The sequence below is a fragment of the Exiguobacterium sp. s160 genome, assembly GCF_018617575.1.
In the GTDB taxonomy this organism is placed as follows: domain Bacteria; phylum Bacillota; class Bacilli; order Exiguobacteriales; family Exiguobacteriaceae; genus Exiguobacterium; species Exiguobacterium aestuarii_A.
Genome location: NZ_JACSKK010000005.1, coordinates 42,769 through 66,024, shown reverse-complemented (window position 1 = coordinate 66,024; position 23,256 = coordinate 42,769). Strand labels below are relative to the sequence as shown.

At 48.6% G+C, this 23,256-nt stretch carries 16 protein-coding genes; 13 read left to right on the top strand and 3 right to left on the bottom strand.

Annotated features, from left to right (window positions below; all coding sequences use genetic code 11):
* Positions 1-107: 107 nt before the first annotated feature.
* Positions 108-518, top strand: coding sequence for a hypothetical protein (locus KNO86_RS10975; RefSeq protein WP_214696166.1), 411 nt, complete (start codon positions 108-110; stop codon positions 516-518).
* 32 nt (positions 519-550) lie between these two features.
* On the opposite strand, the gene KNO86_RS10970 is transcribed toward KNO86_RS10975, so the two are convergent.
* Both KNO86_RS10970 and KNO86_RS10965 read right to left on the bottom strand, forming a co-directional pair.
* On the bottom strand, positions 551-940 hold the full coding sequence (locus KNO86_RS10970; protein ID WP_214696164.1) for a hypothetical protein: 390 nt from the start codon (positions 938-940) through the stop codon (positions 551-553).
* A 55-nt stretch (positions 941-995) separates the two neighbouring features.
* On the bottom strand, positions 996-1,382 hold the full coding sequence (locus KNO86_RS10965; protein WP_251125659.1) for a truncated hemoglobin: 387 nt from the start codon (positions 1,380-1,382) through the stop codon (positions 996-998).
* Between the two features lie 153 nt (positions 1,383-1,535).
* Here KNO86_RS10965 and addB point away from each other — a divergent pair, with 153 nt between their 5' ends.
* From addB to KNO86_RS10905, 12 genes are all read left to right on the top strand, one after another.
* A complete protein-coding gene (gene addB, locus KNO86_RS10960) occupies positions 1,536-4,973 on the top strand; it encodes a helicase-exonuclease AddAB subunit AddB (RefSeq protein ID WP_214696157.1) in 3,438 nt (1,145 codons plus the stop codon).
* Complete coding sequence (gene addA, locus KNO86_RS10955; protein ID WP_214696155.1) at positions 4,951-8,568, top strand: helicase-exonuclease AddAB subunit AddA; 3,618 nt, start codon at positions 4,951-4,953, stop codon at positions 8,566-8,568. The genes addB and addA overlap by 23 nt, the downstream gene beginning before the upstream one ends.
* Positions 8,569-8,737: 169 nt before the next feature.
* Complete coding sequence (locus KNO86_RS10950) at positions 8,738-9,220, top strand: MarR family winged helix-turn-helix transcriptional regulator (protein WP_214696154.1); 483 nt, start codon at positions 8,738-8,740, stop codon at positions 9,218-9,220.
* Positions 9,213-10,937 (top strand): ABC transporter ATP-binding protein, encoded by a 1,725-nt coding sequence (locus KNO86_RS10945; RefSeq protein WP_214696147.1) that lies wholly within the window; start codon positions 9,213-9,215, stop codon positions 10,935-10,937. Before KNO86_RS10950 ends, KNO86_RS10945 begins: the two co-directional genes overlap by 8 nt.
* The gene (locus KNO86_RS10940) at positions 10,934-12,805 is read left to right on the top strand and encodes an ABC transporter ATP-binding protein (protein WP_285800670.1); all 1,872 of its coding nucleotides are present in this window, start codon (positions 10,934-10,936) and stop codon (positions 12,803-12,805) included. Before KNO86_RS10945 ends, KNO86_RS10940 begins: the two co-directional genes overlap by 4 nt.
* 133 nt (positions 12,806-12,938) lie before the next feature.
* Positions 12,939-13,301 carry a response regulator gene (locus KNO86_RS10935; RefSeq protein ID WP_214696145.1) on the top strand — a complete coding sequence of 121 codons (363 nt, stop codon included), beginning with the start codon at positions 12,939-12,941 and terminating at the stop codon, positions 13,299-13,301.
* Positions 13,298-15,856, top strand: coding sequence for a sensor histidine kinase (locus KNO86_RS10930; RefSeq protein WP_214696143.1), 2,559 nt, complete (start codon positions 13,298-13,300; stop codon positions 15,854-15,856). Before KNO86_RS10935 ends, KNO86_RS10930 begins: the two co-directional genes overlap by 4 nt.
* 116 nt (positions 15,857-15,972) lie before the next feature.
* Positions 15,973-16,356 (top strand): YisL family protein, encoded by a 384-nt coding sequence (locus KNO86_RS10925; RefSeq protein ID WP_214696141.1) that lies wholly within the window; start codon positions 15,973-15,975, stop codon positions 16,354-16,356.
* Positions 16,357-16,456: 100 nt separating this feature from the next.
* On the top strand, positions 16,457-17,488 hold the full coding sequence (locus KNO86_RS10920) for a class I SAM-dependent methyltransferase (protein ID WP_214696139.1): 1,032 nt from the start codon (positions 16,457-16,459) through the stop codon (positions 17,486-17,488).
* Between the two features lie 69 nt (positions 17,489-17,557).
* Positions 17,558-19,051 (top strand): phytoene desaturase family protein, encoded by a 1,494-nt coding sequence (locus KNO86_RS10915; RefSeq protein ID WP_214696137.1) that lies wholly within the window; start codon positions 17,558-17,560, stop codon positions 19,049-19,051.
* Positions 19,048-20,526, top strand: a complete 1,479-nt coding sequence (locus KNO86_RS10910) for a phytoene desaturase family protein (protein WP_214696135.1) — start codon at positions 19,048-19,050, stop codon at positions 20,524-20,526. Before KNO86_RS10915 ends, KNO86_RS10910 begins: the two co-directional genes overlap by 4 nt.
* Positions 20,492-21,334 carry a phytoene/squalene synthase family protein gene (locus KNO86_RS10905; RefSeq protein ID WP_446719145.1) on the top strand — a complete coding sequence of 281 codons (843 nt, stop codon included), beginning with the start codon at positions 20,492-20,494 and terminating at the stop codon, positions 21,332-21,334. The genes KNO86_RS10910 and KNO86_RS10905 overlap by 35 nt, the downstream gene beginning before the upstream one ends.
* 441 nt (positions 21,335-21,775) lie before the next feature.
* On the opposite strand, the gene KNO86_RS10900 is transcribed toward KNO86_RS10905, so the two are convergent.
* Entirely contained in the window at positions 21,776-23,242 is a 1,467-nt protein-coding gene (locus KNO86_RS10900) for a phytoene desaturase family protein (RefSeq protein ID WP_214696131.1), read from the bottom strand.
* Between the last annotated feature and the right edge of the window lie 14 nt (positions 23,243-23,256).

Genomic DNA, 23,256 nt, shown 5'->3' with positions numbered 1-23,256 from the left:
CCGTATGGTGTCACATCTTTTTTTGAACCATTTGTCACATGTTTTGGGTGATGTTGTATGGGTATAATTAGAAGAGAGGTTTTGAACAGTATGGGAGGGAATTGAAAATGAACGATTCATATACTTGGCTTAATCGCCGTAAAGTACGACCCGCATACAGTGTGACGGGGAGCCGTTCTTGGTCGAGTGAGCGTGTCGTTCGACCGGACCGCGCACGTGGGAAGATGGTACGCGACGTGAAACGTGTACGTCGTCCATATGTGGACGAGCATGGGAACCGTCGCTGGACGACAGGGCGTGTCGTCGTCACGGATGCGTCACGTAAGGCACGGGCGCATGGACACGGTGATACAGCCGTACAGTTAGAGTTCTCGACACCAACACCGTATGAGCGTGTGAAAGAGATGATTCCGACGAAACGTGTGCTCGTTCCGGTTGTCGCCGGACTTGCCGTTGTCGGTGGGATTGCTGGTGTCGCATATGCACTCCGTAAAAAGAAACGAAATAAAAAGAACTAATAAAAAAATCGCCGAAAAAATCGGCGATTTTTTTATTTGAAGCGTTCAGCGAGGATGCGCTCGAGTTCACGTTGCCCGAGTTCACGCATTTCTGCCTCATTTTCTTCGTCGTATGCATCGTCCGTGAAGCGTCCGACAAATTCGACTTTGCCGTTTCCAAGTTCACGGAACACTAAGTTTTTGCGATCGTTGTAAAAGACGACACGGTACTCACGACCATTTTCATGATCGTAGTTGAAGACGCCTTTGATGTGATCCATGTTCTTCTCTTCCGGTTGATCCTCATCTTCGTCCTCATCTTCTTCTGCTTCAGCAGCTTCGTTAGCTTCATCAAGCGCGTCGGCGAGGACTACCGTTTCTTCTTTTTCTTCTGTCTCTTCTTCTTCAGATGAGACGACTTCTTTTTTTTCTTCTTCTGTCATGTGAAACGACCTCCTTTACTTACTTTCCTATCATACCCACTTTTTATAGTTGTGACTACTCAAAATGATGCGAGCAAACGCGGACGACATTCGAAGAGGACATGATCAGGCGCTGGAAGAGCTGACGTTTGATCGATTCTGGCGCATCGACTGTCTTGAGCGCTTGCTCCATGCATCCGAGCCAATGTCCGGCATGTGTCTCAGAAATCGGATGTTCATGATGAATCATAGCTAAATTTCCACCACCGCGACGTTCCGAATACAACTTCGGACCACCGAGCAATTGGGTCAAAAATTCGAATTGGTGTTGCTTCACCCGCTCTTTGTCTTCCGGAAACAGCGGAAGTAGAATCGGGTCGGCATAGACGAGGTCATAAAACGCGTCAACGAGTTGTTGAACGCCGCTTTCGCCTCCAAATTGTTCATAGGCACTCACATTCATTCCCCCTCATACGTTCAGTCTAATCGATTTCGAACCAAAATGGGAATGATGCAAGCTGTGACTTTTTTGACTAGGGTAAAGAGGAGGTTTCCCTCTACAAATAAGAGCAGATGGTTCATAATGAAAGAAAAAAGGGAAGGAGTGTTCGCTAAAATGACAGTAACCTTTCACGTTGGTCGATCGGGGACGGGGAAAAGTGAACGGATGATTGAACAGGTCATTCAAGAACTGAAACAAAACCCGAGCGGACCAACGATTTATATGATCGTGCCGGACCAAATGTCGTTTGAAATGGAGAAAAAGATGGCGACAGTGGACGACCTACGCGGCTCGACAAGAATCCAAGTGCTGTCGATGCGTCGTCTTGCATTTTTGATGATGCGGGATGCAGGAGTGGCGACCGACCAATTTTTAGATCAGACGGGGACACATCTGTTGTTGCGGAGAGTCGTCGAGATGAGCGAGGAACGCTTGACCTTGTTCCGTCGAACGATGAACCAGTTCGGATTTTATGAAGAGTTGAACCAACTGATTTCGATGTTGAAGCGAGGGCTTGTCGAACCTGAACATCTGTTGCGGTTGAGTGAACAAGCGCAACACCGTGCCTTGAAGTTACAGGACCTCTCCATCATCTATGAAGGATTTTTAAAGGTGACAGAAGGGAAGTCGCTGCATGCGGAAGATTACTTCAACGTCCTGTTGCAACTGTTGCCCGAGACGGATTTGACGGGAGTCCGTGTTTACGTGGACGGATTTAATGAGTTCTCGGAGCAGGAATTAGCCGTCCTCGTCGGTCTTGCGGAAAAAGTCGACGTCGATTTGTTGCTGACGCTTGACCCTTCATCGATGTATCGTCCTGACCCATTGTTTGGACCGACGCAACGGACGCTCATGCGCTTCAAGGAACTCTTGTCGGAACGACAACTTCCATCGGTCGACAAACCGTATGACACCATCTATCGCTATACGCATCCAAGCCTTCGCTATTTAGAGGCGACATTTGACCAGATGACGGCAGAGCCGTATACAGGGGCAGAGAACCACGTTGATTTACATGCTGCCGTCGACCGAACTGTCGAGGTGGAGGCGGCTGTTCGAGAAGTCATTCGACTCACCCGTGAAGAAGGATATCGTTACCGAGATATCGCGCTCATTTCACGTTCACTCGAAGAGTATGGCGATTTGGCATCGCAGGCGTTACAAAAGATGGGACTTCCTTACTTCCTAGATGAACGGCAACCGATGCTTGACCATCCGCTCGTCGAATTGTTGAAAGCAACCATCGACATCGCCTTGCGTAGCTATCGGGAGGAGGCGGTCTTCCGGGCATTGAAGACGGAACTCGTCGTCCTCGACCCGACACATCGACGCACGTCAGTTGACCGTCTCGAAGCATTCGTCATTGAGCGCGGGATCAAACACTACCACTGGCACGATGCATGGCAATTGCGTCGTCGTACAGGTGAAGAAGCGCGACTGACGAGTGAAGAGCTAGACGTCGAAGCGGAGTTGAATCGATACCGGGAACGCGTCATCGAAACGTTCGATCCGTTGTTAGCGGATTTGAAGCAGGCGAAGACGATGCAAGCCTATACGCATGCCATGTATGCCTTTTTGGAGCGGATTGGTGTATCGGACTGTCTGACGCATTGGCGTGACGAGGCGATTGAAGAAGCGCAGTTGCTCGAAGCGCGTGAGCATACCCAAGTGTGGGACGCGGTCTTACATCTACTCGAACAATTGGAAGCGGCAGCTCCGGAAGAGACGTTGTCGACGGAACTGTTTCTCCAGATGATGGACACTGGGCTAGATAGTCTACGTTATGCGCTCATCCCACCCTCACTCGATCAGTTGACGGTGACGGACTATGTCCGTGGTCGATTGATTGATAAAAAAGTGGTGTTCTTGCTCGGGGCAAATGAAGATCAAATCCCACTCGTCACGACACAGTCTAAACTGTTGACCGATCACGACTTGGACTTCATGCATGAGAACGGACTGCGTGCCGGGAAAGCGACCGAGCACTTATTCGATGATGAAACGTATTACTTATATAAAGCAGTGACGGCACCGAGTGAGCGTCTCTATATTAGCTACGCCCTCGTCGACAGAACCGGTAAGGCGGTTCAACCGGCACGTTTCATCGCTGATTTGAAGGCGCGTCTCCATAAAAACATCATCAAGACACACTTTGCTGAAGCAGGAGAGCACCGACCACGTGACCAGTTCGCCTTTTTGACGAACGTGAACCAGACGGCAGCGGTCACGGCTCTTGAACTTCAACGATTGAGTCGTCATTATCCGATTCAAGATATGTGGTTCGCCGTTTATAACGAACTGTTAAAACATCCGGACGGCCGTGAACGTTTGCAGTTGTTGACGAGCGCCCTGTTCTATCAAAATATCCCGAAATCACTAGACGACGATGTGGCTAAATCTCTTTATACACCGTCAATTCGGGCGAGTGTCTCGCGACTTGAGACGTTCCAAGCATGTCCGTTCAAACATTTTGCGAGTTATGGCTTGCGTCTGAAAGAGCGCCGACTGTATCGACTTGAGGCACCGGATATCGGAAACTTGTATCACCGAACGATTGAACATATGTCACAAACGGTGAAGATGGACGGAAAAGAATGGCGGGATGTGGCACCTGATGAATGTGTGAACTTAGCGGAACAGGCAGTAGAACTCGTGACGCCTGAAATCCAACACGCCATTCTGATGAGCTCAAATCGTTACGCCTATTTAAAGAAAAAATTGACAGACGTCGTCAGCAAGACGGCAGAAGTATTGATTGAACAGTCGAAACGGGACGGATTTGACCCGAAAGCGTTTGAACTCGCATTCGGGAGTGGGCAGTTCCCACCTGTCTCATTCACGTTATCAAATGGGGCCACGTGTGAGCTCATCGGCCGAATCGACCGTGTCGACACGGCGATGGTCCACGATCAGCTGTACGTTCGTATCGTCGATTATAAGTCGAGCAAGCGTGAAGTCGACTTCGCGGAAATTTACTATGGTCTTGCCATGCAGATGCTCATCTACTTGAAAGTACTGATTGAACAGGCAGAGGTATGGACGAAAGAGAACGTGGCGCCGGCTGCGGCACTGTATTTCCACGTTCATCGCCCACTCGTCCCACCTGCTGGATCTGAGGAAGAGACGCGACAGAAAGTATTGGAGTCGTATCAGATGCAGGGGTTGTTGGTAGACGATCCGGAAATTTTGGAGATGATGGACCGCTCTGCGAAAGGATCCTCGAAAAAATCGATTGTCATCCCGGTCAAATATAAAAAAGATGGCACACCTGATTCGAATACACTGAAAAAGATTGTCACACCACCTCAACTTGAACAATTGATGGACCATGCGTTTGACGTCGTCAAATCGAGTGCCGAAGAGATGTATGAAGGAAAGATTGACGTCGAGCCGTACGAATATAAAGAGCGCCGCCCGTGTCAGACGTGTCCGTACCAGAGTGTCTGCCATTTTGACGAGGCGCTCGCGAATGAACCACGCAAATTGAAAAAGTTAGAGAAAGAAGATGTATTTCAGGAGTTAGGAGGGGATGACCGTGAAATGGACGAATGATCAATTCGCCGCAATTGAAGCGAGGGGAAGTCACGTACTCGTCTCGGCTGCGGCCGGGTCGGGGAAGACGGCAGTTCTCGTTGAGCGGTTGTCTAGCCGATTGCTTGACGAGGCGGATGCGTTGACGGCGGACCGTATGCTCGTCGTCACGTTTACGAACGCGGCAGCTGCAGAAATGAAGCGACGCATCGCAAAAGCGCTTGAAGAGGCGTTGCGCGACGACCCGACGAATGAGTACGTCCGAAAACAGCGACAAATGTTGAACCGGGCTCTCATTACGACCATCCACTCGTTCTGTTTAGAAGTGATTCGCGAGAATTACTATTTGTTAGACTTAGACCCGGCATTCAAGATTGCGGAAGAACGCGACCTCGTATTGCTACAAGATGATGTGTTAGAAGAGGTGCTTGAAGAGGAGTACGGGAAGCAGGATACGGACTTCTTCGCCCTCGTCGATGCCTATACGTCAGACCGTGGCGATAGTGAAATCGAAGACCTCATTCTCGGTCTGTATCATTATGCTCGTACACTCCCAGACCCCGACGCCTACTTAGATAAACTCATTTCGATGTATTCGTTCGATGATGACCCGGATCAAGAAGCCATCCTCATCGAGTTCGGTCACATGCTGTGGCAGGATATTGAAAAGGCGGTACATGATCTTCGGAAGCTCGAGGCGGAACTTCGGGTTGCAGGCTATGAACCGCAGTCGGAAAACATTCGTCAGGCGATTTTCCCGTTTGAACAGTTAGAAGGGGAAGAGATTGTCTGGAGTGAACTTGAAACGGCCGCACGTGCGATGAAGTTTGGGACGATGAAAGCCGTCCCTAAAAAAGAAGAGCATCAAATTTATCATGAGGTGCTCAAACCGGCGTACGATCAAGCGAAGAAGAAGTTGACGGCAGCTGCCGAACGGGCACGTGTCAGTGGGGCGGATCTATTAGAGAGCGTCGCGATGCAGCAACCTCTCGTCAAGACGCTCGTCCGAACGGTTCGCGCGTTCGGAACAGCGTATGAGCAAGCGAAACGTGATCGAGCCTTCGTCGACTTTAGCGACTTAGAACATTATGCGCTTGCCATCTTGAGGCAGGAGGATGGACCGTCTGATGTCGCGGCTCTATACAAGGAACGCTTCGTCGAGGTACTGGTCGATGAATATCAAGATACGAACGAAATTCAAGAGACAATCATCAACCTTGTCGCAAATGAACGAGAAGAGATCGGGAACTTGTTCATGGTTGGAGACATCAAGCAGTCGATTTATCGGTTCCGTCATGCGGAGCCGGGTCTCTTCATCGATAAGGCGACGCGTTTCAAACAGGCGGACACGGGAAAACGAATTGATCTCTCTCAAAACTTCCGAAGTCGGGCAGAGGTGCTTCATGGCATCAATGACTTGTTCGTCCAGCTCATGGATGAAGAGGTCGGAGAAATCGCTTATGATGAGGCCGCTCAACTCGTGCCGGGTCGTGAATATGAACCGATTCCAGCGAATCCTGAATTCATGATCGTCGACGGCACAAGTCGTGAATTATCGAAACAGGAAGTCGAGGGACGAGCGATCGCAACCCGAATCCTAGAATTAGTATCTGGGGAAGAACCGTTCAAAGTGACGGATGAAGTGACGGGCCAACTAAGAAACTGTGAGTACCGGGACATCGTGATTCTCGTCCGTTCGAAAAAAGGGCGGGTTGAACAGTTGATGGACATTTTGACACAGTATAACATTCCGGCTTATACGGATTCAGATGGCGGCTATTTTCAAGCGACAGAGATTCGAATGATTCTTGCTCTCTTGAAAGTGATTGATAATCCCCTACAGGACATCCAGCTTGCCGGTGCCCTCCGTTCCCCGATGTTCCGATTCGATGATGGGGAATTGGCACGAATCCGACTCGAGTCCGAAGATTCTTTCTTTGAAGCCTTGAAAGCAAAAGCGGATGACGATGACGAGCTCGGCGTGAAGTGTGGGGAGTTTCTCGATCGTCTTTCCCACTGGCGTACGTATGCACGCAACCATAGCTTATCCGAATTGATTCAACAGCTGTTTAACGACACCGGGTTTTATGACTTCTCGGGTGGATTGCCTGGTGGGAAAGGGCGCCAGGAAAATTTAAAAGCACTTTATGACCGTGCCCTCTCTTATGAGCGAAGCGGCTATCGTGGACTGTATCGCTTTTTACGTGTCATGGACCGTTTACAAGATACAGGGGAAGATTTATCCGAGGCGCGTTCTCTCGGCGATGAGGAGAACGTTGTTCGCATCATGACCGTTCATAAATCGAAAGGCCTCGAGTTCCCGGTGACGATTGTCGCCCAGCTCGGGAAACAGTTCAATACACTCGACCAGAAACAGCGCGTCATTTTCCATAAGCAATATGGGATTTCGCTCGATGCGATTGATGTCGTGACACGCACGAAATCAGAAACGTTCGTGAAAGAGATGATCCGACGAGATTTGGATGCGACGATGAAAGCCGAAGAGATGCGTGTCCTCTATGTCGCATTGACACGGGCAAAAGAGAAACTCATTCTCGTTGGTACGGTTGGAGATTCAGCCAAGCAGCTCCAGCAATGGCTACAGGTCGGGCAATCTGGGGAACTGTTAGCGAGTGAGGCGAGACGAGAGGCGAAAACGTACTTGGATTGGATTGCGCCAGCTCTCTTACGTTTGCCAAGTGCCACAACATTTATCGAGTCGTTCGGCTTCACGGTACCCGCTTCATTTTATGAATCGACTTCGTGGACGTACCGTTTGATTGGAGAAGACGATCTTGCAGAGATTGCGACACTTCAAGAAATGATGGCACAACTCCACCATGTGCAACGGTTTGAAGCGATTGATTTCCCTATTCAAAATGAGGATGAGACGATTCGTGCCGTCCACAAAGCGTTAACTTATACCTATCCAGCTCAGGATGCTGTACGTACAGCGGCGAAACAGACGGTGACGGAATTAAAACGGGCGATGCAACTGGAACAAGCTGCCTTCGAAGACCCGGTTCGCCCGATCGATACACCTTATCGGGAACCGAAATGGCGTCAAGTGAAACAGACCGGTGCCGAACGAGGGACCACGTTACATTTGATTTTCCAAATGGCTGACCCGAATCAACCGATTGTCGACCAAATCGATCAATGGGAGCAGCAAGGAATGCTCAGTCCGGTCGAGGCTGAGACGGCGCGTCTTGCCATTCCTGACGTCGAAGCATTTTTCCAGACCGACGTCGGGCAGGCGCTCGCCGACGCGCTTGAGCGCGGCACAGCGTGGCGAGAGCTTCCGTTCACCTATACCTTACCGGCTGAACGAGTCAACCCGGATGGACAGTTTACGGATGAGGACGTCTTGATTCAAGGGATTATCGACTGTCTGTATTTCGACGGAACATCGTATGTCCTGTTGGATTATAAATCAGATGCCGTTGTTCATTTGTCTGAATCTCGTGAAGACGCACACGAGCGACTCCGTGAGCGATACGCGATTCAGTTGCAGCTGTACCGAGAGGCCATTGAGACGATTTGGGAGATTCGCGTCGAACAGACGCTCATTTACTCACTTGATTTACAAGAAATCGTCACGGTGACAATTTCATAGAAGTTACACGTTGAGCGATGTCAGCTACATGACATCGCTCTTTTTTGCTATGTGCATCTTCACATTCTAAATCGTTGACAAGTGAGCTATGGAGGAGTAATTTATTTTATATAAGTAATTGTTCCATATAGAACAATCCGAACCGGAACGATAAAAGGAGTGAACAAATATGACCGAGATGAGCGCAACAAGAGCGCGGGAGATGATGCAATCGTTTTGGCGTGTCCAGCGTGTATTAATTCGACTCATGCATCAGACGGCACAACAAAACGACCTTACTTTGCCACAGCTTCACGGACTGATGATGTTGAATGAACAAGGGGCGATCACTCAAAAAGAATTGGTTCGCCGCACAAGGATGCCGAAGAGCACGTTGAGTCAATCATTGGATGGACTTGTGGAAAGAGGGCTCATTCGTCGAGACATCAACCCGGACAATCGGCGCGAAGTAGTATTGACGATTGATCAATCCGGCAAGCGATTGATTGAGGAGATTGAACAGCAGGAGGAAGGAACCGAACAACAGTTGAATCAAATCCTCGCTCGCTTAGATGAAGGGACATATCGGCATATGATTGAAGCGCATCAACAGATTGCAGATGGGTTGAACGAAGGGTTCACTGATTGTGAAGGAGGATGTCGTCATGATTAAGTTGTTAAAACGTTTGATTACCTATAAATGGGCCGTTCTCATGGTCTTGTTATTTGTGTTCGCACAGTCGTTAGCAGATTTATTCTTACCGACGTTAATGGCAGACATTATCGATAACGGGGTCGTGACAGGAGACACGGGCTATATTTGGCAAATGGGCGGCATCATGCTCGGTGTGACCGGACTTGGGGCGCTTGCAGCGGTCGTCGCAAGTTTTTATTCATCGAAAGCGGCAATGGGGTTCGGACGTGATTTACGAAGACGCGTGTTTAACCATGTCGAGCGTTTCTCGCTTGAAGAATTCGATCGCGTCGGCACGGCCTCTCTCATCACTCGGACGACGAACGACATCACGCAAGTCCAGCAAGTCATCATTATGATGCTTCGGATGGTCGTCAGTGCACCGATCATGTTTGTCGGTGGTTTGATCATGGCCACGTCGAAAGATGCTAAATTGTCACTCGTCATCGTTGCCGCCATGCCTGTTCTCGTCATCTCGATCTTCCTCATTTTTTGGAAGGCGATGCCGCTCTTCAAGAAAGTGCAAAAACGATTGGACCGCTTGAATCTCGTCTTACGAGAGAATTTGACGGGTATTCGTGTCATTCGGGCTTTCAATCGTGAAAAAGAAGAGCAAGTTCGTTTGACGGAGGCGAATGAACGATTGACGGACGTCTCGATTAAAGTCAACCAAATCATGGCGTTCCTCATGCCGGCCATGATGCTAGTCATGAACTTGACCGTCGTCGGCGTCATCTGGTTCGGAGGCATCCGAATCGATAACGGGGCGATGCAAATCGGGGATTTGATGGCGTTCATTCAATATGTCATGCAAATCATGTTCGCGCTCGTCATGGCTTCTGTCATGTTCATTATGATTCCGCGAGCGTCCGTATCTGCGAATCGCATCAATGAAGTGCTCGAGATGACTCCTTCACTCGTCGATGACGGCACGAAAACGGCCGATGTGGAACACGGGACACTCGTGTTTGATGAAGTCACGTTCTTTTACCCAGGTGCCGAAGAGCCGGCATTATCACATGTCAGTTTCTCAGCAAACCCAGGAGAAGTCACGGCGGTGATCGGTGGAACAGGGTCTGGTAAGTCGACACTCGTCAATCTGATTCCACGATTTTATGATGTGACGTCTGGCGAAATTCGCGTGAACGGGGTCGATGTTCAAGCCGTACCGCAAGAGGAGCTCCGTTCGAAAATCGGATTCGTTCCGCAAAAGGCGTTACTGTTCACCGGTACAATTGCAGAGAACATTCGATATGGGAAAGCCGATGCGACGACCGAAGAAGTCGAACATGCCGCGTCGATCGCGCAGGCGAGCGACTTTATCGAGAAGATGCCAGAGCGATATGAATCTGTGATTGAGCAAGGCGGGTCGAACGTATCGGGTGGACAAAAGCAACGTCTTTCCATCGCACGGGCACTCGTTCGAAAACCAGATTTGTATGTATTCGATGACAGTTTCTCGGCACTCGATTTCAAGACGGATGCCGCGTTACGCAAGGCGTTAAAAGAAGAGACAAAGGATGCGACCGTATTGATTGTCGCACAACGGGTGAGTACGATCATGGATGCCGATCGCATCATCGTACTAGAAGAAGGAAGTGTGGCCGGAATCGGTACACATGATGAATTGTTTGCGACGAATGCGGTCTATCAAGAAATCGTGAAGTCGCAATTGTCTGAGGAGGAAATCGCATGAGTGAGAAACAAACAACGACGCGACAAACTCATGGCGGGCACGGTGGTCCAGGGGGTCCTGGCGGTGGAAACATGATGATGATGGGTGAGAAACCGAAGGAGTTCAAAGTCACGTTTCGTCGTCTGCTTGCCTATCTGAAACCACGGCGAAACACATTGATTGCGGTCTTCGTCGCAGCGATTCTAAGTACGGTCTTTATGATTGCTGGTCCAAAAATCATGGGGATTGCCATTACGGAACTCTTTGAAGGCGCCTATGCGAAATTCACGGGTGTACCAGGCGCAGAGATCGATTTCACGAGAATCGGGCAAATCTTGTCGTTACTCGCAGGACTGTACGTCATCAGCAGTCTATACAACTACGTGCAACAGTATTTAATGTCAGGCGTTGCGCAAAAGACCGTCTATGATTTGCGGGAAGACGTCAATAAAAAATTGGAACGATTGCCACTCAAATATTACGATGGTCGTTCGAATGGAGAGACGTTGAGCCGAGTGACGAACGATATCGATTTGATTGGGAGCACGCTTCAACAAAGTGTGACGTCATTCATTACCTCAATCGTCACGATTGTCGGGATTTTGATTATGATGCTGTTCATCAGTCCGCTGTTGACGGTCATCTCTCTCGTGTCTTTACCACTCACGATTTTTGCGATTCGTCCGATTTTAAAACGGTCACAACAATATTTTTCCGATCAACAACGTCATCTCGGACGATTGAACGGTCACGTGGAAGAAATGTATACCGGGCATGCGGTCGTCAAAGCGTTCGGTCGTGAAGAGACAGCTGTCCGTGAGTTTGATGAGGTGAATGAAGAACTTTATGATGCCGGACGCAAGGCGCAATTTATCTCTGGGATCATCATGCCGATGACGATGTTCATCGGGAACATTAGTTACGTGTTGATCAGTGTCGTCGGTGGGATTTTAGTCACACAGCGAAGCATCTCGATCGGGGATATTCAGGCGTTTATCACGTATACGCGACAGTTCACCCAACCGATTACGCAAACGGCGAACATCGCGAACATCGTCCAGTCGACGGTCGCTGCAGCGGAACGGGTATTCGAATTGTTAGATGAAGAGGAAGAAGTGAAAGAAGTAACGACTTATCGATTGGAGCGAGCGGAAGGGAATGTCGCATTCCGTCACGTCGATTTCGGATACGGAGAAAATTTACTCATTCAAGATATGAACCTTGATGTGAAGACGGGACAAACGGTAGCCATCGTCGGTCCGACCGGTGCCGGAAAAACGACATTAATCAATCTGCTCATGCGTTTCTATGAGTTGAACGATGGAGAGATTTTGATTGATGGGAAAGACTCACGTAAAATGTCGAGACAAGATTTGCGTCACACGTTCGGGATGGTCTTACAGGATACGTGGCTCTTTAATGGGACAATCCGTGACAACATCGCTTACGGGAAAACCGGTGCGACAGAAGATGAAATTGTCAACGCGGCGAAGACGGCGCATGCGGACTCGTTCATCCGGACGTTGCCAGACGGATATGACACCGTCTTAAATGAAGAAGCGAACAACATCTCGCAAGGTCAAAAACAATTACTGACGATCGCGCGAGCAGTTCTCGCAAATCCGCCGATTATGATTTTGGACGAAGCGACATCGAGTGTAGATACGCGTACCGAGATTTTGATTCAACAGGCGATGAAGCGGTTGATGAATGGACGAACGAGTTTTGTCATCGCTCACCGTTTATCGACCATCAAGGATGCGGATCTCATCTTAGTGATGGACCAAGGTCGCGTCATCGAACAAGGAACGCATGAATCACTTCTTGAAGCGGGTGGTTTCTACGAAGATTTATATAATAGTCAGTTCGCTGAAAAAGAAGTTGTATAGGAAGAATACAGGTTTTGCGCGCTATTGATTAGGCAAAAGACGTACGAAGATAATTTCGTACGTCTTTTTATTTTGTGTAACAATTACAAATCCGTTAAAATAAAAAAATGGGATAAAAAATGGAGGAACGATTATGGTTAAAATCTTACTAGCAGAAGACGAAGAAGTACTACGCATGCTTGTGATGGATACATTAGAAGACGAAGGATACGATATCGATGAGGCACAAGATGGCTTAGAGGCCTATCGATTGATTGAAGAAAACGAATATGATTTGGTGATTGTGGACCATATGATGCCCGGCATGACAGGGCTCGAGGTCATTGAAAAAGTACGAAAGTTACCAGGGCGACAAAATACGAAAGTGATGATGTTGACAGCGAAAAGCCAACAATCTGACCGTGATTGCGCGAATGAGATTGGTGTCGACTACTTCATTTCAAAACCGTTCAGCCCACTTGAACTCGTTAAAATCATAGGAGGCATCGTGAAGTGAAAAGGTGGTTTAAACAAAAACTCGGGCGTGACATCATGGTCGTCCTCTATTCGTTCCTCGCCATTGCATTGGTTGGATCGGTTCTGACATATTTTTATATCGAGAACCGTTTAGAGGCGAATGAGGCGAAGTTGCGTCAAGTGGATGAAAGCGTCGATCGTCTGACGAACATGTGGGACGAGTGGCAAGCGGATCAATATGACACACGTGGGTACCTCTTGTTTGGAGACATCGCATCTCTTGAACGAGCGAGCGGCAATGAAGCGAAATTCCAACAGGAAATCAATTGGTTCAAAACGCAAGTCACGACGCGTCAAGGTGAACTGTTCGCAGAAGATCTTCAACAGTTTCATGACTTTTACTACGATGTCATCATCCCGGTGACGTACGAGTATGCAAAAGCGCAGCAAGACGGTGACGTGACAGAAACGTTTATCGATGCGCAGACCATTGCGGAGTTGCCGACTGCGAAACGTTTGATTGATCAAGGTCTCGTCCAATTTAATCCGCAACGGGGAATCGATATCCTTGGACCAATCGATGAAGTAGAGACGTCACTTGAGAACTATCGTGAACTGATGGTGTCTGAAAAAGAGGCCGTCTATGCGGAATGGCGCGAAAACAATAATATGCTTCAATTCTTGTGGGTCATGAGCATTGCCTCATTTGCTGCATTGATTTTGTTATTCGTCCAACCGTTCCTTCGTCGTCAAACACGCTTGATTTCAAAACTCTCGATTGCATCGAACCGTTTATTGAAAGGTGAAATCGTCGATTTGAGTGATCAAATGAAGCGTGAAGACGAAATCGGAACGATGTCTCGCTCGTTCCATAAGATGGCCGAGACACTTCGTGACAACGAACGTCATTTGATTGAGAAGAACCATGAACTCCAGGCACAACAAGAAGAATTGATTGCCCAACAAGAAGAGCTTCAGGCACAGCAGCAAGAGCTTGAAGAGATTCTTGAACAGACACAACAAAACGAACAACATCTCGCTTACCGAAACGAATTGACGGAGACGTTAGCGTCACGTGATTCGCTTACGGCTTACCCAGAGATTATTGAGAAACTCGTGACCATCACCGATTCAGAGGTCGGGGCACTTGTCTTCGTCGATGAATCGGGCACGTACCGCGTGACAAGCCATGGCTTGAATGACACGTTGTCACGTCAATTGCTCGATAGTGAGAATTCTGTATTGACACGAGCAATGACATTGAAGACGACAGTACATTCGTCGAAACAAGTCGCAAGTGACCACCCACTCCCATATCCGTACTATATGTTCGAGACGGCGGTGCCGGTCCATGACCCGACGGATGACTCGATTATCGCGTTCATCTATTTGGTCCGTTATAAAGACCGTTTCACACAGACGCAGATGGGTGACATCATGTCATTCGCTCGTCAGCTTTCACTATCGCTCTTACGGATGCGTCTATTCGAAGAGATGAAGCGTGAAAAAGGGAAGACAGAACGCATCCTCGACTCAATTCGAGAGGCGGTCGTCTATATCGAACATGCGACGGATGATGTGTTCGTGAACCGACCACTCTACGAGATGTTCCCAGAACTGAGTGATGTCAGCACGCAGGACCTTGAAGAAGAATCATGGGAAGAGTGGCGCAATCGTCTTGTCGAAACCGTAGACCAAGCGGAGGACTTTACGAAGTATACGAATCGCTTGTTCACCGAAGATTTCCCGCATGACAGCGTCAGCTTCTCAATCCGTAAAGGTGAGATGAACTTGCAGATGTATGCGGAACGGATTATCGTTGGCGGTCTTTCGAAAGGGACGCTTCTCGTTTTCCGAGATATCACGAGTGAGACTGAGGCTGAACGATTGAAGAGTGAATTCATCTCTACGATTTCTCATGAATTGCGGACACCACTCTCGTCCATCTACGGTTTTACAGAATTGATGGTGAAGAAACAGTTACCAAATGAGAAACAAGCAAAATATTTAGAGACAATCCATGCGGAAACGGAACGTCTGACGCACCTCGTCAACGACTTCCTCGATGTGCAGCGGATGGAATCCGGTAGTCAGATGTACGACCGGGAACAACTTGATATTGAACCGGTCGTCCGTGATATGTTGACGTTCTATGAAGCGTCTTCCTTGAAGCACGAATTCGAATTGATTGCGGATGATGCACGTCCGTACGAGTTGTTCGTTGACTGCCAGAAGTTCAAGCAGCTGATGAGTAATCTATTGTCGAATGCGGTGAAGTATTCTCCACGTGGTGGAAAGATTACGGTGGAACTTGCCCATCATGAACAAATCGTATCCATCAAAGTGAAGGATGAAGGAATTGGAATTCCGAGTGACGCGCTCGACCGATTGTTCGATAAGTTCTATCGCGTCGATAACTCCGATAGCCGCGAAATCGGCGGAACGGGTCTTGGATTACCGATTTGTCAAGAAATCGTCCGTGGCCATAACGGTCAAATTCATGTGGAATCGATTCAACACGAGGGGTCGACCTTCATCGTTGAAATTCCTAGCTATGAATATGCTGTCCAAGAGGCAGAGACGACACCAGTATAATGAAATGAGTCATCCTCGAAGGATGGCTCATTTTTTTAGTAAGCGTTCGCTTGACCAATCAGGAGAGGGTTCGTGTACAATGAAGACTGTACAACAACATAAAGGGGGGCATTAGAATGCCACTGATTGCATTCTTGCACACGCACGTTACGAGCTGGATTTTGTTACTTATTTTGTTTGCCGTGGCCTATATCGGTTATAAGAACGGCAACAAGAGTGGAAAGATCGCACATATGGCGTTTCGACTCATGTTACTCATCGCATTCGGAACAGGACTTTATCTCTACCTTCAATTGAACGGAGGCGGCACGTTCTATCACGTGAAAATCACAGTCGGTTTATTGACACTGATTTTCGGTGAGATGACGCTCGTCAAAGTGAAAAAGAAAAAACCATCAAACGCCTTGTTCGGCGGATTTATTGTATTGGCACTTGTGACAATCTTTATCGGTTACGCATTACCATATGGCCAATCATTCTTCAACAGCTTCATTCAATAAGATTTTCCCACTTCGCACACCGAAGTGGGAATTTTTTGTTTGTACACAAATTATTAGGGGAAAATAAAAAAATCAGTAATCATGACGATGAGGTGAAACGATGGATCAACAGATGACGGAATGGACACGCGTATTACATGCACGGAAATGGATGAAACAAACAGAATCTTTCTTACCATTATGGCACGGTTATATCGGCTATAAGTTTGGCCTATTCGATGCACTTCAAGGTGGCGCAAGTATGGCAGAGATGAATTTACGACTCAAACGCCCCTTGACGCAACTTGCACTAGAGCGTTGGTTAGAAGTCGGAGTCGCAGTACGTCATTTGAAGAAGAGAGGCTGGCGCTACTATCCGACACGTGGCTTAAAATATCAATTATCCGGTAACGACGAACGAAGCATCGGATTCATGCTTCAAGAGATGATGGAACTTCACATTCCTGCATTGATTGCTTATCCGGAATTTTTAGAGTCCGGAAAACAAAAGACATTCGATGGGGCAGAGCACGGTCAAGTCGTCGCGAAAACGTCGACCCTTGTGGAAACGGTCGCGTTCCCGATTGTACAGCAATTATTACGCCAGGCGAATGTCCAATCGATGCTTGATATCGGTTGCGGTCACGGTGGCTACTTACGTAAATTACAAGCGCTCGAACCAAGTTGGGAACTGACAGGTATTGATTTAGAGGAAGAGGTGATTGAAGAGGCGCGGTCTCGTGATGAACGGGGCGATATTCATTTCGAAGTCGCCGACTTCATGAACTGGGAAACGGACGAGCAGTTCGATGCGGTCATGATGAACAATATGCTCTATTACTTTTCACCAGAAGAGCGGATCAAACTGCTTGAGAGACTTCGGGATCGTTTAGAAAAGAACGGGGTAGCAGTCCTTGTGACGCCGCTTGCAGAGACGGCACTTGGCGGACGATTCGCTTCCGCATTCAACGCATTTATGACTCTCCATGACAACTTGTATCCGCTCCCGACCATTCCACGATTACGCCGACAAATGCAAGAAGTCGGATTTGAACAAATTCGATTCATTCCATTCATCCCAGAAGGATCTTGGTACATCGTCATCGCCAATCGAGGAAGCAAGAACCTGCTCAATCAACCGATTGAAAATTGAACTTGTCTCCGGTCATTTCTATAATGATAGAGAAGCATAAGAGACTATTCACATAGGGAGTTGTTGAGTGTGTCGAAACAAAGAGTTGCCGTAATAGGGGCAGGACCTGGTGGATTGGCTGCTGCGATGCTACTGGCGCATCGTGGGGTAGACGTCACCGTGTTTGAGAAACAACCGTTTGTTGGAGGGAGGACGTCACGTCTCCAAGTCGGCGAATTCACGTTTGACCGAGGACCTACGTTTTTAAATATGCCGTATATTTTAGAAGAAATCTTTGAAGAAACCGGACGCGATTTACATGATTACGTCAAGATGAAACGACTGGAACCGATGTATGATTTGTATTTCGATCGCGGCACGCGTCAGCTCTCGATGACGACAGATCGCGACCAGATGCATCAAGCCATCGAAGAACAATTCCCGGGAAATGGAGAAGGATATGAGCGATTCATGAGCGAACAGGCGATCAAGCTGTCCAAGTTGATGCCTGTCTTACAGACCGCGCATGATAAATTGACCGATTACGTCTCGTTGCGCGTACTCAAGGCACTACCGTTCCTTTCAATCGGGAAGTCGCTTTATGATGTCTTATCCGAGTACTTCACGAGCGAAGAACTGAAGTATGCGTTTACCTTCCAAGCAAAATATTTAGGCATGTCCGCTTGGGAATGCCCGGGCGGTTTCTCCATTTTATCGTATATGGAACACGCATATGGGGTTCATCACCCGATTGGGGGAGTGAATCAACTTTGCCATGCGATGGCGAAAGTCGTGGAAGAAGAAGGTGGCTCCATTCGTCTAGGAGAACCAGTGGATCGCCTCCTCATGGAGGACAAGAAAGTGACAGGTCTCGTGGCCGGAAGTGTCCATTATGCGTTCGATGAAGTCGTAATCGGTGCTGATTTTGCACATGCGATGACGTCGCTCGTCCCTGAAGGTAAACTCTCGAAGTGGAGTCCGGCTCAACTGAAGAAGAAGCGCTATTCGTGCTCGACGTTCATGCTCTATCTCGGACTTGATCACATATACGAAGACGTGGCGCACCATTCGATTCACTTTGCAGACGATTATGAGTTGAACGTCAAAGAGATGACGCAAGAGTTGAAACTGAGCGAGGATTTCTCATTCTACGTTCAAAACGCCTCACGCATCGACCCGACGCTCGCGCCTGCAGGAAAGTCATCGCTTTACGTGCTCGTACCGGTACCGAATAACTTATCCGGTCTCCCATGGGACGAGCTACAGACGACGATGACAGAACGTGTACTCGACGCCCTTGAGACACGGTCTCCGTACCGAGGCATCCGACAACATATCGAGGTGATGGAGACGTTGACACCAGTGGACTGGGAGACGTTTGGCGTGTATGAGGGAGCAACATTTAACCTTGGCCATAATCTATCGCAAATGATGTATTTCCGTCCGCACAACCAATTTGAAGAGCTCGACAACGTCTGGCTCGTCGGCGGTGGAACGCATCCGGGAAGTGGGCTTCCGACGATTTTTGAATCGGCGCGAATCACGACGAACCTGTTGCGTGAACGGGCAGGTGTCGGCCGATGAACATCAGCTTTGTCGGGGCCGGGGTCGGCACTCTTTATGCCGCCCTCTTATTGACGAAACGTAATCCGTCGCTAAATATCACGATTTATGAGAAAGAAGCACGCGTCGGAGGACGCTTGAACTATGTTGAGTTTGAGAATGGGGCGAAAGTCGACGAAGGGCCTACGATCGTCTTGTTACCGAGTAAACTGAAGCAACAGTTGATGGAAGCAGGGCTACCGGAAAGTGAAGTCGATTTACTCGAAGTTGACCCGCTCTATCGCTTGCGTTATCAAGACGGGACATCGTTCTACAAATATCGCGATATCGAGCGTCAGGCTGAAGAAATCGAGCTAACATTCGGTGAAGGGGATGCATTTCGTCATTATATGTCGCAGAAGAAAGAAGAGTATCGGATTGGATTCGATACGTTTTTGGACCGAAGCTACGCATCAAAAACGGAATTGTTCGAACCTAAACTGTTGCTCCTTCTTATGCGTCTGAAAGCATATGAAACGGCCCATGCGAACATGAAACGTTTCTTTGAAGACGAACGCCTACGTGTCGCCTACAGTTTACAGACACTCTATATCGGTGGGAATCCTTATGCGACGCCTTCTTTATATGGACTGATCCCGTATCGCGAACAGGAAGAGGGAGTCTGGTATGTAAAAGGAGGATATTTCTCGCTTGCGGCGAAAATGGAACAAGAGCTGAAGCGTCGAGGTGTCCGTTTTGTGATGAATGCGACCGTCAATCGCATCCACGTCACGAACGGTGTGGCAGACGGTGTCACGGTCAATGACGAGTATGTGCCTTATGACGCGGTCGTCGTGAACGGGGACTTCCCACTTATGGAGCGACTCATTGATGGCGTCACACCAAAGACATATGAACCGTCCAGCGGTACGTTACTCCTGTACTTTACTGTCAATGGCGCACTCGATTTACCGGTTCATCAATTTGATTTACCAAACGATTTTGAAGGATCGATGCGTACAATCTTTGAGGATGGTAAACTAAGTGAGTATCCGGCGATGTACACGTTCAATCCATCACGGATCGATGCGACACTAGCGCCGGATGGGACGAGCGTGTTATATGTCCTCGTTCCGGTACCTCGTAAATTGGAACGGGAAGACTTTGAGACGCAAGGAACGATTGATCATCTATTCGGACGAATCGAGGCACTCGTACCAGATTTTCGTGAACGCGTGACCGAGATGAAAGTCCGGACACCGATGGATGCTGAGCGTTTCGGTCTATTTGAAGGAGGAAGCTTTGGGATTGCACCGAAGTTGTCTCAATCAGCTGCCTTCAAGCCACAGGCAAGACCGTTCCCGAAAATCGAACGATTGTATGCGGTTGGTGCATCTGTCCATCCATGTGGTGGCGTGCCGATCGTCATGATTGGGTCACAGTTACTCGTGAAAAAAATGGAAGAAGAAATGGGGGCAATACATCGTGACGACACAAGAAGCGTATCGTCAATGTGAGGAAATCATGAAGAAAGGCTCGCTGACTTTTTATCGGGCCTTCTCTTTGCTCTCAAAACCAGACCGTCAAGCGGTCATGGCCGTGTATACGTTTTGTCGGACCCTTGATGACGCAGTCGATGAATCGGACCGTCCAGAAGAAAGTCTGGCGTCGTTTTTGCATGCGTTCGATCGTTTTTTGGCCGGGTATGATCAAGACGTTGCACTATGGGTTGCCCTTCGAGATGTGTGGCAGCGCTATGAGATGGACGTAGATCCATTTTTCGAGCTGGCAGAAGGGATGAAGTGGGATTTACATAAGTCGCGATATGAGACGCTCGAAGAGACCGAGCAATATAGCTACTATGCGGCGAGCACGGTCGGTCTGATGCTACTCCCGATTCTTGTCCCAAATCAAGACAATGCGACGAAACGCCAGCTTCGGCTAGGTGCCATTGACCTTGGGATTGCGATGCAACTGACGAATATTTTGCGAGATGTCGGGGAAGATTTGAACCGAGACCGCATTTATTTACCACGGACGATGATGCGACAGTTCGGTGTAACTGAAGAGATGTTACAGCAACGAGAAGTGACACCTGCCTTTATCGAACTATGGGAGGCGTTGGCGAAACGTGCGGAGTTCTTGTATGAACGCGCACGTGGAACCCATCACCTCTATCCACTGGCCAGTCGAAAGCCAGTTCAAGCGGCAGCGCTTCTATACGAAGGAATTTTAGATGCGGCTCGAGCGAACGGATACGACGTCTTTACAAAGCGTGCATACGTATCGACGCTTCAAAAAGGAAAGTTGCTAGCAAAACTTTAAATGATTCGACTCGCTGTAGGCGCTTCTGGGCGTCTACAGTTTTTTGCGCAAAAAAAACCACTTTTGGCGGGGGACCAAAAGTGGCGTAAGCGTTATGTGATCCATTCATCGGGGAAATGAATGAATCGATTTGTGATGAAGCCCTAAAGATGTGCCGGGATTCATGGGGAATGAATCAGTTGGGACATCTTCGTTGAAACAGGATGCTTGATGGACTAAGGGGGAACATCATACGCAAGCTGTCTCAACTACGGGATACGAGTGGGGAAACTCGCTCATCACTTTTTCTCGGGTGTGACAAGTTCAAAACGCGATGAGGCTCGGGGAAGCCATTCGATCGCTACAGGTGTAACCAACGTTACAGAACTGCTTGAACTCGAATATGATATTATCACGTCTTTCAATTGTCGACAAGTGTCGAAACTCGCGTTCACAAAATGTTCATATTGTCAGAGGTATGTCCTCTAACATCGATCGTGCCGCGAATTGTCCTGAAAGCGTGACCATCGGGCTCCCTCCCCCAGGATGAGTCGAACCACCTGCAAACCATATGTTCGAGACGTCCGTCGAGCGGGCTGCCGGTCTAAAGAATGCACCTTTTTTCGAGTTGGCCGACGTGCCATAAAGAGCACCGTAATAGGCATAAAAGTCACGGCTCAAGTCTTGTGGTGTCACACGTCGATGGAAGAGAACCTCTTCTTCTTCCCAATCGACACCGAACGCCCGCAAGCGACGACGAATCAAATGTTCATACGTATCAGCATCGATGTCAGTCAAATGAGCTGGGGCATTGACGAGGATGAACAGGTTGTCTCCTACCTCCCCCATCGATGGATCGGTTGCGGATGAATTGGAGATATAGATGGTCGGCTCGTCCGCATAGCGTTCTTCCTGGAAGAGTGCTTTGAATTCTCGCTCGTAGTCGTCAGAGAAATAGACGTTATGATGGGCGAGGTTCAATCGTTTTGTTAACCCGATCATTAACACGAATGCAGAGATAGACGGCTCGACGGTATCGCGTGTCGGGACCGGGAAAGAAGGCCGGTCTTTCGCATCGACAAGTCGAGGATATTGCGTGAGCAGCTCGCCATTGAGCAGAACGGCATCACAAGAGATGACTTCTTTGTCATCAACGACGACTTCATGAGCCTTCCCGTTCAGGACTTCAATTTTCGTCACTTCGTGTCCGAGTCGGAACGTCACCCCGAGTTCACTCGCTCGCTTCGCAAACCCTTTGGCGATGTTCCAGTTGCCTCCCTTGGCAAAGTAGACCCCTTCATTCAATTCTAAATGAGAGATGAGCGCGAACGTGCCGGGTGTCACGTACGGGCTACTGCCGATATACGTCGCATATCGGTCGAGTGCCTGGATGATGCGCTTATCTTTGAAGTATTTCTGATGAAGGGCATGCAGACTTTGCAGCGGGTGTACTTTTACCATGTCCGCCCAAAGGCCCGGATCTAATTTTGTCTCCATACGGGTGAAGAAGCGTTCGTTCGCGATTCGAAACAACTTCTCTGCTTCATCTAAATAAGCTTGTAATTGATTTTTCTTCATTTGGTCATTCGTCAATCGTCGCACTTCCGATTCAAGCTGTGCCCGATCGGCGCTAAATGTGAACGAGGAGCCGTCCGAATAATGATTGACGGTATGTTGATCGAGTTTGATCAATTCAAAATAGTCATCAGGATTGGCACCGCTGTTTCGGATGACGGAACGAAAGACATCTGGCATCGTGATGGTGTTCGGACCGAAGTCGAAACGGTGCCCGTCGGTGATGACGGGCATAAGTTTTCCGCCGACATGTTCATTCTTCTCAATGACCGTGACGTCATAGCCGTGTGTGGCGAGCGTGACGGCAGCGCTCAGGCCACCTAACCCTGCTCCAATGACAACAATTTGTTTCATACATTTGTCCCCCT

What these genes read in the sequence shown, in the direction of transcription:
- KNO86_RS10975 (WP_214696166.1), top strand. Translation starts at nt 108, where the DNA reads ATGAACGATTCATATACTTGGCTTAATCGCCGTAAAGTACGACCCGCA.
- KNO86_RS10970 (WP_214696164.1), bottom strand. Translation starts at nt 940, where the DNA reads ATGACAGAAGAAGAAAAAAAAGAAGTCGTCTCATCTGAAGAAGAAGAG.
- KNO86_RS10965 (WP_251125659.1), bottom strand. Translation starts at nt 1,382, where the DNA reads ATGAATGTGAGTGCCTATGAACAATTTGGAGGCGAAAGCGGCGTTCAA.
- addB (WP_214696157.1), top strand. Translation starts at nt 1,536, where the DNA reads ATGACAGTAACCTTTCACGTTGGTCGATCGGGGACGGGGAAAAGTGAA.
- addA (WP_214696155.1), top strand. Translation starts at nt 4,951, where the DNA reads ATGACCGTGAAATGGACGAATGATCAATTCGCCGCAATTGAAGCGAGG.
- KNO86_RS10950 (WP_214696154.1), top strand. Translation starts at nt 8,738, where the DNA reads ATGACCGAGATGAGCGCAACAAGAGCGCGGGAGATGATGCAATCGTTT.
- KNO86_RS10945 (WP_214696147.1), top strand. Translation starts at nt 9,213, where the DNA reads ATGATTAAGTTGTTAAAACGTTTGATTACCTATAAATGGGCCGTTCTC.
- KNO86_RS10940 (WP_285800670.1), top strand. Translation starts at nt 10,934, where the DNA reads ATGAGTGAGAAACAAACAACGACGCGACAAACTCATGGCGGGCACGGT.
- KNO86_RS10935 (WP_214696145.1), top strand. Translation starts at nt 12,939, where the DNA reads ATGGTTAAAATCTTACTAGCAGAAGACGAAGAAGTACTACGCATGCTT.
- KNO86_RS10925 (WP_214696141.1), top strand. Translation starts at nt 15,973, where the DNA reads ATGCCACTGATTGCATTCTTGCACACGCACGTTACGAGCTGGATTTTG.
- KNO86_RS10920 (WP_214696139.1), top strand. Translation starts at nt 16,457, where the DNA reads ATGGATCAACAGATGACGGAATGGACACGCGTATTACATGCACGGAAA.
- KNO86_RS10910 (WP_214696135.1), top strand. Translation starts at nt 19,048, where the DNA reads ATGAACATCAGCTTTGTCGGGGCCGGGGTCGGCACTCTTTATGCCGCC.
- KNO86_RS10900 (WP_214696131.1), bottom strand. Translation starts at nt 23,242, where the DNA reads ATGAAACAAATTGTTGTCATTGGAGCAGGGTTAGGTGGCCTGAGCGCT.